Annotated in this window: 11 protein-coding genes and 3 pseudogenes; 3 read left to right on the forward strand and 11 right to left on the reverse strand. The window is 69.5% G+C overall.

Annotation, left to right across the window (positions count from 1 at the left end):
• The first annotated feature begins 5 nt into the window (after positions 1–5).
• Positions 6–560, forward strand: coding sequence for an XRE family transcriptional regulator (locus tag ABZ454_RS37350; protein ID WP_359543921.1), 555 nt, complete (start codon positions 6–8; stop codon positions 558–560).
• Between the two features lie 52 nt (positions 561–612).
• Positions 613–1,179: a hypothetical protein gene (locus tag ABZ454_RS37355; RefSeq protein WP_359543922.1), complete on the forward strand. Its 567-nt coding sequence runs from the start codon at positions 613–615 to the stop codon at positions 1,177–1,179.
• A 350-nt stretch (positions 1,180–1,529) separates the two neighbouring features.
• Here ABZ454_RS37355 and ABZ454_RS37360 read toward each other — a convergent pair whose 3' ends face one another.
• From ABZ454_RS37360 to ABZ454_RS37380, 5 genes and pseudogenes are all read right to left on the reverse strand, one after another.
• Complete coding sequence (locus ABZ454_RS37360) at positions 1,530–1,850, reverse strand: SDR family NAD(P)-dependent oxidoreductase (RefSeq protein ID WP_359543923.1); 321 nt, start codon at positions 1,848–1,850, stop codon at positions 1,530–1,532.
• A 122-nt stretch (positions 1,851–1,972) separates the two neighbouring features.
• A pseudogene (locus ABZ454_RS37365) lies at positions 1,973–2,386 on the reverse strand (SDR family NAD(P)-dependent oxidoreductase); the annotation flags it as partial.
• 123 nt (positions 2,387–2,509) lie between these two features.
• The gene (locus tag ABZ454_RS37370; protein ID WP_359543924.1) at positions 2,510–2,833 is read right to left on the reverse strand and encodes a putative quinol monooxygenase; all 324 of its coding nucleotides are present in this window, start codon (positions 2,831–2,833) and stop codon (positions 2,510–2,512) included.
• Between the two features lie 54 nt (positions 2,834–2,887).
• Positions 2,888–3,712 (reverse strand): alpha/beta hydrolase, encoded by an 825-nt coding sequence (locus ABZ454_RS37375; protein ID WP_359543925.1) that lies wholly within the window; start codon positions 3,710–3,712, stop codon positions 2,888–2,890.
• A gap of 160 nt (positions 3,713–3,872) precedes the next feature.
• Positions 3,873–6,632 carry an AAA family ATPase gene (locus ABZ454_RS37380; protein WP_359543926.1) on the reverse strand — a complete coding sequence of 920 codons (2,760 nt, stop codon included), beginning with the start codon at positions 6,630–6,632 and terminating at the stop codon, positions 3,873–3,875.
• Positions 6,633–6,748: 116 nt separating this feature from the next.
• Here ABZ454_RS37380 and ABZ454_RS37385 point away from each other — a divergent pair.
• Positions 6,749–6,932: pseudogene (locus ABZ454_RS37385) on the forward strand (hypothetical protein); the annotation flags it as partial.
• A 413-nt stretch (positions 6,933–7,345) separates the two neighbouring features.
• On the opposite strand, the gene ABZ454_RS37390 reads toward ABZ454_RS37385, so the two are convergent.
• The 6 genes and pseudogenes from ABZ454_RS37390 to ABZ454_RS37415 all read right to left on the reverse strand — a co-directional run bounded on the left by ABZ454_RS37390 (position 7,346) and on the right by ABZ454_RS37415 (position 11,301).
• Positions 7,346–7,471: a hypothetical protein gene (locus ABZ454_RS37390; protein WP_359543927.1), complete on the reverse strand. Its 126-nt coding sequence runs from the start codon at positions 7,469–7,471 to the stop codon at positions 7,346–7,348.
• Positions 7,456–7,666: pseudogene (locus ABZ454_RS37395) on the reverse strand (hypothetical protein); the annotation flags it as partial. The gene ABZ454_RS37390 and the pseudogene ABZ454_RS37395, both read right to left, overlap by 16 nt.
• A 24-nt stretch (positions 7,667–7,690) precedes the next feature.
• Positions 7,691–8,932 (reverse strand): low temperature requirement protein A, encoded by a 1,242-nt coding sequence (locus ABZ454_RS37400; protein ID WP_359543928.1) that lies wholly within the window; start codon positions 8,930–8,932, stop codon positions 7,691–7,693.
• A complete protein-coding gene (locus ABZ454_RS37405) occupies positions 8,929–9,222 on the reverse strand; it encodes a hypothetical protein (protein ID WP_271059202.1) in 294 nt (97 codons plus the stop codon). The genes ABZ454_RS37400 and ABZ454_RS37405 overlap by 4 nt, the downstream gene beginning before the upstream one ends.
• 62 nt (positions 9,223–9,284) lie before the next feature.
• Positions 9,285–9,836, reverse strand: a complete 552-nt coding sequence (locus ABZ454_RS37410) for an SDR family NAD(P)-dependent oxidoreductase (protein ID WP_359543929.1) — start codon at positions 9,834–9,836, stop codon at positions 9,285–9,287.
• Between the two features lie 7 nt (positions 9,837–9,843).
• Complete coding sequence (locus ABZ454_RS37415; protein WP_359543930.1) at positions 9,844–11,301, reverse strand: aldehyde dehydrogenase family protein; 1,458 nt, start codon at positions 11,299–11,301, stop codon at positions 9,844–9,846.
• Positions 11,302–11,694: the final 393 nt, after the last annotated feature.

Here is an 11,694-nt window from a genome sequence, read left to right on the forward strand (position 1 = left end):
AGCTGATGGGACAGCTCGCCGACGGTCTCGACAAAGCCGTCCACAAAGCCTTCACCCGACCGATCCCCACCTCGGCCGGCGCCCGCATGCGCTACCTCGTCCGACAGCTGAAATCCACCAGAGCCGCAGCCCAGCAGCTCGGCATCAGCCAGCGCACCGTCGAACGCTACGTCAAGAACCAGATCAAAACGCCCCGCAAGGACCTCGCCCTCCGGCTGGAGAGCGAGGTCAACAAGCGCTGGCAGCCCCAGATCCGAGCCCAGGCCAAACAGAAGGCCGCCACCACCCACGGCATCATCATCGACACCCGCGCCCGCTTCGGCTACACCGCCGCCCCCGGCAGCACGGACGACGCCCGCCTGCGCCACCTCACCGTCGCCCTCCCGCCCACCTATGCCGCACGCCTCTTCGAAGCCCGCGACCAAGGCGCCACCGACCAACAGCTTGAGAACATCGCTGCCGAAGGACTCCAGGAAACGTATTTCCGCGACGGCGGCCGCCGGGCAGGCGGACTCCTCGTGGAGTTCACCGACGTCGAACACATCGAGTTCGACCTGTAGGACCTCACGTCAGCACGACACTCGCCGGCGACGTGGGATTCCAGTTGGCCAGTTGGCCAGTTGGCCAGTTGGCCAGTTGAGCGGGTTGGCGGCCAGGCTGGACAAAAACCAGATCGACGGGCCTGCGCTCGCGGGCGAGGATGTAGGGCTGCTGCTCGCACTACCCGGAGGACCCGTGGGATCCAGAGACGCCGACATCGACTTCAGTTTCACGTGCCCAACCACTGCACGTACCGTTCTGGACGCCCTCACCGGGGCGGGCTGGTCCGTGGAGGTGTCGCTCGGGCGCGTCACGTACATGATCAATGACGCGGACGACATGTGCGAGTGGTACGACAGCGCTCCCGACGACATCGGCGATGTATTGGTGCTGCTGGACGCGCCTGAGAACCTGCCGCACGCGGTGGCCTTCAACGTCTACCACCCGGAGGCGGGAACCGGCGGCATGCTCCTGTTCATGCCCGGCCGCACAGACGTCTCTTTCGTGCCCTCCATCGACCGTCGGCGCCTCCCGGCGGCGCCGGAGTTCACCGACCTCGCTTGGTACCTGCATGCCTTGGTTCCCGCCCTCATCACGGCAGGGCTCACCGGGTACGAAGCCAAAGAGATCCGGTACTGACCAGCCGGCGCCGCCTGAACCATTCCCTCCGCTCAACTGGCCGCTTAATTGAAGACCTGGACCGGTGTCCGGCCTGGAACTGTCGTCCCGGTATTCCGTCTGTGCCGCGTAGGCGGCGGGGGTGAGGCCAGTGTGGTTGCGGAAGAGGCGGCCGAAGTCGGCGGCGTCGGGAGCGCCGAGGTGAGCGGCGACGGCACGGGCTGTCCAGTCGGCGGGGCCGAGGAGGCGGCGTTCGTCGATCACCTGCCGCGCTCCGTTGCCGGCGGCGTCCTGTGCGGCGCGGGTGAGGGTGCGGACCGAGCAGTCGATGAGTGGTTGCCAGGACTGTCGCGGGGGCGGGCCTGCCGCCGTCACCAGGGGAGCGTGCCGCTGCGGTCGGTCACCGTGCCGGTGGGCGTGTCGGGCCCGAGGGTGGCGATGCGCACCGCCGCCTCCGCGCCCTCCTCGACGCTCTGCCCGATGTGGCCGGTGAACTCGGTCGCGGTCTGGCCGGGGTCCACCGCGTTGAAGCGGACGTCGGGGATCGTTCTGGCGTACTGCGTGGTCAGCATGGTGACCGCGCTCTTCGACGAGCCGTAGGCGGCGAGCGGATACTGCGACTCGACCCGCTCCGGGTCGTGAGTCAGCGTGAACGAGCCTAAGGGCTGTCCCGTACTCCCTGGCGGGCGCACGACGACAGCTACGGCACCTCGCCGCGTTGTCGGAACACCCGAATACATCCAGTATGCGGACGCTCCTCCGCCTTGCGATGCACCGTATCTGACGCCGCGCGCTGATCCACCAGGGATTACGGGACAGCCCTTAGGCCGCTGGTGACGTTGACGACGGACGGGGCGGTCGCTTCCCGCAGCAGGGGCAGGAACGCGTGCGTGACGCGCACCAGTCCGAAGACGTTGGTTTCGTAGACGTGGCGGATCTGGTCGGCCGTCATGTCCTCGGGAGCCGTCACTTCACCGAGGATGCCGGCGTTGTTGACGAGAATGTCCAGGTGGCCGGTCCGTGCGCGCAGCGTCTTGACCGCCGCGTCGACCGACGCGTCGTCGGTCACGTCCAGCTGGACGAAGTCGGCGCCGAGCCGGTCGGCGGCCTTGCGTCCGTTCTCGGCGTCCCGGGCTCCGATCCAGACCCGCTGGCCCGCCTGGACGAGTCTGCGCGCGATCTCGTGGCCGAGGCCCCTGTTGCCGCCGGTGATCAATGTGGTGGTCACGTCGTGTCTCTCCTGTGCGTGTCGTCAAAGCGGGTGCTCCCGGAAAGCGGTCACCGGGAGCACCCGCGGGATGGGCTCGCGGTGGTGCGGGCCGCCGACGTCGGTGCCGGCGGACGTCCGGCGCTAGTGGGCGGGACGGAACGGGCGCAGGAGGCGGATGCCGTCCTCGACGGATCCGTCGATCAGTTCGAGCATTTGCGGGACGAGTTCCCGCATCCGGGGCGCGGCGAGGTGGGCGTCGAGGTGGGCGCGGGTCTCCCAGCGTTCGTAGATGACGAATTCGCCGGGCCTGCCCTCGACTTCGTGGGCCTCGTAGTCGATGTTGCCGGGGTCGTTGCGCGAGGGGGTGACGGCGGCGGTGATGAACGCCTCGAGGTCGGCCTCCCTGCCCGCCTTCGCCTTCGCGTCCCAGACGACGGTCACGTAGCCGGTGGGTGGTGCGGTCATGGTGATTCCTTTCTGTTCCGTGCTGACGGGCTGTGTGTCGGTACCGGGCCGGTGTCAGCTCTCGATGAAGTCGAGGAGGTCGGCGTTGACGGTGTCGGCGTTCACGGTGCACATGCCGTGTGACAGCCCCGGGTAGACCTTCAGGCGCGCGTTCTTGACCAACGTGACCGCCATCTCGGCGGAGTTGGCGATCGGGACGATCTGGTCGTCGTCGCCGTGCATGATGAGCGTGGGCACGTCGATCGCCCGGAGGTCGTCGGTGAAGTCGGTTTCCGAGAACGCCTTGATCCCCTCGTAATGCGCCTGCGCGCCACCGGCCATCCCCTGACGCCACCAGTTCCAGACGACACCCTGGGACACGTCCGCGCCCGGGCGGTTGAACCCGTAGAACGGCCCGGAGGCGAGGTCGAGGTAGAACTGCGAGCGGTTGGTGGCCATGGCCTCGCGGAAGCCGTCGAAGACCTCGACCGGCAGCCCTCCCGGGTTCGATTCGGTCTGGGCCATGAGCGGCGGGACCGCTCCGATGAGGACGGCCTTGGCGACCCGCCCGGCACCGTGCCTGGCAACGTACCGGGCGACCTCTCCACCACCAGTGGAGTGGCCGACATGGACGACGTCGCGCAGGCCGAGGTGCGCCACCACGGCGGCGGCGTCCGCCGCGTAGTGGTCCATGTCGTGCCCGTGGCCGACCTGGGCGGAGCGCCCGTGCCCTCGGCGATCGTGGGCGATGACACGGTAGCCCCGCTGGACGAGGAACAGCAGCTGGGCGTCCCAGTCGTCCGAGCTCAACGGCCAGCCGTGGTGGAACATGACCGGTCGGCCCGAGCCCCAGTCCTTGTAGAAGATTTCGGTTCCGTCGCTGGCGGTGACGAACGACATGGTCTGCTCCTCGTGGTCTCGCCCGGTTACCGGGCGGATTCGATGTCTCCACGAGAATGGCTCGGCCACCGTGCCGACAGCCTCCGTCAGCTGACCGACATCCGGCCGACGGCTCGCTTACGTCAGTACCGGGGCAGTGCTGAGACCTGACCGGTAGCTCTCACAACCGGGTGGCCGGAAGCTCGGGAGGCAACGCCTCCAGAGCGTCGCGGAGCTCGGCCCGCGACGTGATCCCCAGCTTCGGGAACACATGGTAGAGATGCGACGACACGGTCCGCGGCGAAAGGAACAGACGCGACGCGATCTGCGGGTTCGACAGCCCCGTCGCCGCCAGCCTGGCGACCTCCAGCTCCTGCGGGGTGAGGGCCTCACCAGCCTTGCCCCGGCCGGTCCGCGTCATCCCGGTGGCGCGGAGCTCCGCCGCGGCCCGGGCCTCCCACGAACGGGCCCCGAGCTCCTCGAAGCGGCCGCGGGCGGCGGCCAGCTGCACCCGGGCCTCGCGGTTGAGCCCCTGACGGCGCAGCCTCTCGCCGTACGCCAGATGAGCACGGCCGACCTCGAAGGGCCACTGCTCGACGCCCGGCAGTCCGAGTGCCTCCTCGAAGCACCGGACCATGTCCTCGGCAGCCGATGTCATCGCCGTGACCGTGGCCACGCTCAGCGCGAACCGCGAAGAGAGGTGACCGACACCGGCGTCGCACAGCGCGTCCGCGTGCCGTCGCGCCTCCGCGTGCCGCCCGGTGCGCACAGCGGCCTCGACGAGGTCCGGCGCGGACCACACGGCCTCGGGGTTGAACGGCGGCAGCACACCCGGGGCGCAGATCGCCGTGGCGTGCCGGAAGGCCGTCTCGAAGTCGGCGGCGCCGACGGCCGCCCGGGCCGCCGCCTGGTGGGCGCAGTTCTCCAGCCGCCGCAGACCCCTGGGACCCGACCACCCCCAGATGTCCTCGCAGTGCTCCCGGCACGCGTCGAGGGCGCCGCGCTGGGCCGCGGCCATCGCAGCGACGTAGTGCCCCACCTGGGCGAACAGGTGGTACCCCGTCTCCTCGGACAGTGCGATGAGCTCGTCCGCGGCGCCGGCCGACGCCTCCCACCGACCGGTGTACAGGTCGTCCAAGGCGACGAACATCAGGGCCGGCATGCTCGATCCCACCGCGTCGCCGTTGCGTATGACCCGGGACACGGCCTCGCGACAGCCCGGAATCCGGTCGAGGTAGGAGGCGGTCAGGGCGGTGCGGATGACCACGTCGGCGTCACTCTGGTCCCTCAGCCGCGCGATCTCCTCGTCCAGGCGGCGCAGCATGCCGTCGGTAACGGAGCCGAGGTCGTGGTGGACGCGCCCCAGCGCCGCCGCGGCGGCGGGCGCCGCCTCGGGGACCCGGGCGAGCACGTCGACCAGAGGCTGCCAGTGCTCGGGCCGGCCCGAGTACTGGCTGGCGAGGGTGAGAGTGAACAGCGCGGTCTCCAGCTCCTCACGCGGCGGTCCGGGCATCACCGAGGCCTGCCCGACCGCCTCCATCAGGAGTGCGTGGGCCGTATCGGCGTCGCCTTCCGTGACGAGCACCAGGAAGGCGGCCGTCGCGGCCGCCGAAAGCGACCGGGCCGCCGGATCGCCCTTGACCTCACGCATGATCTCGTGGCTGACCTCCAGATGACCCGCGACCCAGGCGGCGGCATAGGCGGCCTGCGACAGGCGGCGCCTGCGGTCCGCTCGGTCGGTGCTCAGCTCGGCCGCGCGCCGCAGCCTCGCGATCGCGCCGTCGGCGTCACCGCGCCGCAGGCTGCTCCGGGCCGCCGACTCCACGACGGCGGCGACCGCCTCGTCGGGCGCCGTCGTGGCTTTCGCGAGGTGATCACCGCGCCGCTCGGGCTGGTCGGCCAGCGCGTCGGCCAGCCGGCGGTGGGCGCCGCGCCGCTGTTCACCGGTGGAACCGTCGACTACCGCGGACCCGACCAGCGGATGCCTGAAGCGCACCGCGCGGCCGCTCTCCTCGACCATGACCAGGTGGTCACGCTCCGCGGGAGCGAGTTCCTCAAGGCTGCCCGGCCCGCCGGCCGCCTCGAGGACGCCGATGTCGCCGGAGCCCTCGAGAGCCGCGAGCAGCAGTACCTCCCGCGTTCTCTGCGGCAGTCGTCCGACGCGGGCGCCGTACAGAGCGCGGACATCCCGCCCCGGGCCGCTCGCCCGTCCCGCCCCTTGGCCGTGTTGGTCGACGGACGCCCCGGTGGACCCGGCGAACTCGAGCAGAGCCAGGGGGTTTCCCCGCGCCTCGTGCGCCACGGTCGAAAGGACCCGGCGGGGGAGGTGGGCGAAGCGCCGGGACAGCAGTCGCAGGGCGTCCGCGTCGTCCAGCGGCGCGATCTCGAGCTCCGGCAGACCGGTGGACGGGAAGGTTTCGCCGGACTCCGGCCGCTGCGCTCCGAGCAGCCCGATGCGGCGGCCCCCCAGTCTTCTGGCGACGAAACCCACCGCAGCCTGGCTCGCCTGGTCGACGACATGAAGGTCATCGACCACGAGGAGCAACGGCCGCTCCTTCGCGGCCTCGTCGAACAGGGCCAGTGCCGCGTTCAGGACGGCGATCCGGCTCGACGCGGGACCGGCGCCGAGACCGAGGGCGACCTCGAGGGCCTCCCGCATGGAACGCGGCAGACGACCGAGCTCGTCCGGCAGCGAGCCGACGAGCTGATGGAGCCCCGCGAAGCTGATGTCCGTCTCGTACTCGACGCCGCTCCCGCGGACGACCCGCACCCCCTTCGCCACCGCCAGCTCGGCGGTCGCGTCCAGGAGCGCCGTCTTCCCCACGCCCGGATCACCGGTGAGCAGCAGGACGGCTCCGTCCATCCCGGCCATGTCCAGGAACGCCGCAAGCTCGGCGAGCTCGCCCTCCCGGCCGACCAGCCCAGTCGGGCCGACGCCCATGCCTGTCCTTGACTTCGCCCACATCCGCCGCGTTCCTCGCCATGCCTCGCGAAGCAGTCGAAACACTAGCCACGCACTTGACCAGGAATTATCGCACCCACCATCAAACGGAATGTGAAGCCATCTGCTTAGCCGACACCTGCAGCTCCCAGACGAAGATCATGCAGAACACCCGTCGGGCACTGCAGCCCCACCGCAACGACAGCACCGAGGTCGCGCGGATCATCGTGCCGGTCTTCCTCCCGCCCCGGCAAAGACCCGGCCGGCATGGTCGCCTCCGCCGGCTACCGCCCCCTCGTCCAGTGGGAAGCGCTGCGGGTGCTGGGGGTTGAGTGGGCAAGACGCCGGTAGTCCGCAGACGGTCACCCATCTGGACGCATTCACGCACGCGCGAGACCCCGGGCCCTCATGCAGGTTCCCGAGGTTTCGTGCTGCCTGCAGGTTCAGACCGTGAGCTTCTTGAACACCGTCCCGAAGCGGTCGAGGGTCTCGTTGTCGACCTGCTCGAAGAAGGCTTCCTTGTCGCGGGTGAGCTGGTGTGCGGGGCCGGCGTGGTCGAAGCCCCGGGGGTTGTTCTGCTTGTCCCGGGCGATCCCGATGCGCTTGAGGATCGGGAAGGGCTTGTCGGTGGCGATCAGGTCTTCGCCGTTGATGGTGACGTGGCCCTGTCGTGGAGCCAGAGGCAGTCCTTGGCGGAGAACAGGTCCTCGATGTCAGCCCTTCCCGCCGAGCCCTTCGAGTTGGCTGATGACGGTGATGTGGGTGGCGTCGGGGGTGGCGGCCTGAGCGGCGTTGAGGACCGTGGTGGTCTCGGCTCCGTCGATCAGTGCGCGACCCACTCGGCGGTGCCCACAGCGCGTACGGTCGCGTGGGTCACCGCGTCGGCGCCCCGCCGTGAGGACGTCGTCCATGGCCAGCGGGTTCGCGGTGCCGAGCGGGTGCGTCCCCGTCGTCGGCGTGAACAACGTGTCGCCGTCGTTGAGCAGGTGCACCGGGCGCATGGCACGGGCGTCGTCGTACGCCGTGCCGGCCAGGTTCCCGCGGCGGCAAGGGTGCCCTCACAGAACTCGCACCGCGGCGCTTTCCCCGCCCCTCCCGCGCTCCGGGCTCGCCCCGAGCGCCGTCAGCGTCACCCCGGCTGCCACCGCCAGCGCCGCCACCAGCCCCGCCGCGAGCACCGCCCAGTGACCCAGCAACGTACAGACGACCACCAGCAGCGCCGTGGCCGGCAGCACCGACTGCTGGGCGACCCCCACCTTGTAGAAGCGCGAGTGCAGCGCCCACACCGTGAGCAGGAACAGCGCTGTCGGCAGCGTCACCGCCGCCGACGCGGACAGCGCCGAACGGTGCGCCTTGCCCACCGCCTGCTCCACCGCCACCTCCAGGCCGGCCCCGATCGCGGCACCCGAGACGAAGATCAGGTAATGGCCGTAGCCCCAGAGGAAGGACTGCCGGTTGGACCGGAGGTGCCCGTGGATGGGGACCGCGAAGTACACCCACCAGGCGGCGAAGATGATCAGCAGTCCGCCGGCGGCGATGGGCAGCAACTCACCCAGGGCCTCGTGCTCGTCGATCCCCGACTTCACGGCGACGGTCGCCGCCGCGATGGTCTCGCCGAGCACGATGAGCGTGAACAGCCCGTACCGTTCGGCGATGTGGTGAGGGTGCCAGGGCGTGGGGTGGGCCCGCTCCGCATACAGCGGTACGGCCATCTCCAGCAGCGCCATCACCAGGAAGACCCACGGGCGGCCGGCCTCCGGCAGGACCAGCAGCCCCAGCCAGCCGATCTGGCACAGCCCGACGGCGTACCGCAGCGCCATCGTCCGCTCGGGGCCCTTGCTCGACCGCGCCACGCGCAGCCACTGCGCCGTCATGGCGAGCCGCATGATCACATAGCCCAGGATGACGACCAGGTACGCGTGTTCCTCGAACGCCTGGGAGACGCCCGCCGCCAGGACGAGCACGCCGGCTATCTGGATCAGCGTGACGATCCGGTACAGCACGTCGTCGTTGTCGTAAGCCGAGGCGAACCACGTGAAGTTCATCCACGCCCACCAGATGGCGAAGAAGATCATCAAGTAGTTGAGGATCCCCTCGCCCGTGTGTCCCTCGACTATGGCGTGCACCAACTGGGCGCCTGCCTGGGCTATGGCCACGATGAAGCACAGGTCGAAGAAGAGCTCCAGTGAGGAGACGCCGCGGTGGTTCTCGTCGCGGCCTCGCGCCGTGAGCCTGCGCAGTGGTCCGTGGTGTGCGGGCGCCGCGGAGCACACCGGCGGCGGAGCCGGGCTGCTTGTCATCTGGTGAGCCAAGCTCCGAAATGCCGCTGCAGTCGGGGATTGATCTGCCAGACCATCGCTGCTGCCGCCGCCGGGACGAGTACAGCGAGTCGCACCGGCAGGTACAGATCCTCCAGAACAGGGTTCGTGGCCAGGCCCAGCAGGACGATGGTGGGGTAGATACCGCACACGGTGAGGAGCCACAGCTTCCAACGCCGGACGGCGGCCGGAACGGTGGGGCCGAGCCGGGGTTCGGCGTTCGCGAACGCGTTCCGGCTCTGCTCCCGGAGCGTGTGCCGGATGTCTGTCACTGCCGGTGGGCTTGGCAGTCCCAGATCGTCGGCACCGTAGGCATGGGAAACAATTCTCTCGTTCATGGACCACTCCACATCGAAATGCTGCGTATCGTTTTGATTCCATCGGTCCCTGCGCGACCGAGGCGATGTTGGCGCTGCGTGATGGGCTGCCCACGCGCAAACAGCAGCAGTTGCCGGGTAAGCAGCACAGGGCTCAGATGGTTCACCGCCAGCCGCTGCTGGTATCCGTCTGCTGACATGCTTCGGATGGTGCCGTTCCAGGTGAAGCCCACACCCGCGTTGCCGTTCCAGGTGAAGCCCACACCCGCGTTGTTGACCAGCACGTCGAGGCGATCGTGCCGTGCCGCCACTTCGGCCGCGAGTCGCTGGGTCTCGGCCGGAGCGGACAGGTCGGCGATGTAGTGCTCGGCCCCGAAACGTTGCGCGACCGGCACCGGTCGCTGCGGGTGACGACCGTGCGGAAGCACCTGATGCCCGGCTTCCGCAAGCTCCTCAGCCAGAGCGAGACCAAGACCGTTCGTCGCTCCGGTGATCAGAATCGAGGCCGTGGTGCACCCTCTTGTGCAGGGGGACGGCCCGGCGCCCAGGTGGGCGCCAGGCCAGGTCATGACCTGATCAGTGAGCGGACTGGGTGTGGTCCTGCTCCACATACACCTTGAGGGCCTGGAACTCCTCAATCGCTCGCGGTCCGCACAGATAGCCGTAACCGCTGCCCTTGACGCCGCCCTCCTCGAAGTCCTCGCTGATGGCTCCCCAGGTGTTGATCCATACAGTGCCGGTGCGGATGCGCCGGGCGATCCGGCGGGCCTTCATCGAGTCCGAGCTGAACACCGAGGCGGCCAGGCCGTAGATGGTGGCGTTCGCCTTGGTCACGGCGTCGTCCTCGTCGTCGAAGATCTCGAACGTCTGGACCGGACCGAAGACCTCTTCCTGCACGATCCGGACGTCGGTGCGGTCCACCTCGATCAGGCTCGGCCGGTAGAACGCACCGGCGGCCAGGGGGCCGTCGGTGACCACACCGCCGCGCACCAGTACCGTGCCGTACGAGGCGGCTTCCTTGACGATCGCGTCCACCCGCTGGGCGGACGCCCGGTCGATCACCGGGCCGAGCTGGGCCTTCTCGTCGTCGCCCGAGCCGAGCCGCACCTGCGCGAGCGCGCTGGTGAGCCGAGTGCGCACCTGGTCGGCGATGTCCCGGTGAACCAGTACGCGGGAGCCGGTGCAGCAGAACTGCCCGTTCATCAGCACCAGCGACTGCACCACGGTCGGGATCACCATGTCCAGATCGGCGTCGGGAAAGATCACCATCGGCGCCTTGCCGCCCAGCTCCAGACCGAGCCGCTTGAGCGTGGCGGAGGCCGCGGCCGCGATGTGGCGCCCGACCGGCGTACTGCCGGTGTAGTTGATCACGGCGACCTTGTCCGAGGAAACCAGGAACGGGGCCCCGGTGTTGCCGGACTCGGTGAACACGCTGACCACGCCCGCCGGGATCTCCGAGACCGAGGCCAGGACCTGCGCGAAAAGCTCATTGGTCAGCGCCGTCTGAGCCGGAAGCTTGACCACGACGGTGCAGCCGGCGGCCAGCGCCGGGCCCAGCGCCCGCACGGTCAGCATGATGGGGGAATTCCAGGGAGAAATGATCCCGGCGACACCGAGCGGCTCGGGCACCGAGTGGGTGTACTGGCCGGGTGCTGTCTCGGCGGCGCGCCCGGCGGTCTGGGTGCGCGCAGACGCCGCCGCGTACCGCAGCCACCCGACCGCACCGCTGACCTCCCACGTGGTCTCACCCAGCAGCTTGCCGTTCTCCCGGGACAACATGGCCGCAACCTCGGGCACCCGGGCCTCGAGGGCGTCGGCCAGCCGGCTGAGTGCGGTCGCCCGAAGCGAGGGAGTGCGCGCCCATTCGGTGGTCTCGAACGCGGCGGCGGCGGCGTCCACGGCGGCCGAGGCCTCCGCCTCGCCACCGTCGTAGAACGAGCCGACGACCGTGCCGTCGGCCGGGTTGATCGATTCCAGAACCGAGCCGGAGCCGGTCCACTGTCCGTTGACCCAGTGCTGCGCGATGGTGTTCATGGTCCGCTCCTCGTGGTCTCGCCCGGGTACCGGGCGGATTCGATGTCTCCACGAGAATGGCTCGGCCACCGTGCCGACAGCCTCCGTCAGCCGACTGACATCCGGCCGACGGCTCGCTTAAAGAGCGTTTTTTCTGGTGGGGGTGTTCGGTAATGGGCGCAATGCCAGTCGCTGGGGCGGGCCGTGCCGGCGTGTGAGGATCCGCCTGTGGAGTGTGATGTGTGCGGACTGACGATGTGGCGGTGGCCGGTGCTGCCGACGGCCTGGGAAGAAGAGACCTGGTCCTGTTCGTGGTGTTAGACCGTGTCCTATGTGGTGAGTCGGAGGAGTCGTTTGTAGCAGCAGAGGGCGGCGGCGAGGCCGAGAAAGGCCAGGTAGTTGCGGGGTTGGCGT

Source organism: Streptomyces sp. NPDC005803, from assembly GCF_040630435.1.
Lineage (GTDB): Bacteria > Actinomycetota > Actinomycetes > Streptomycetales > Streptomycetaceae > Streptomyces.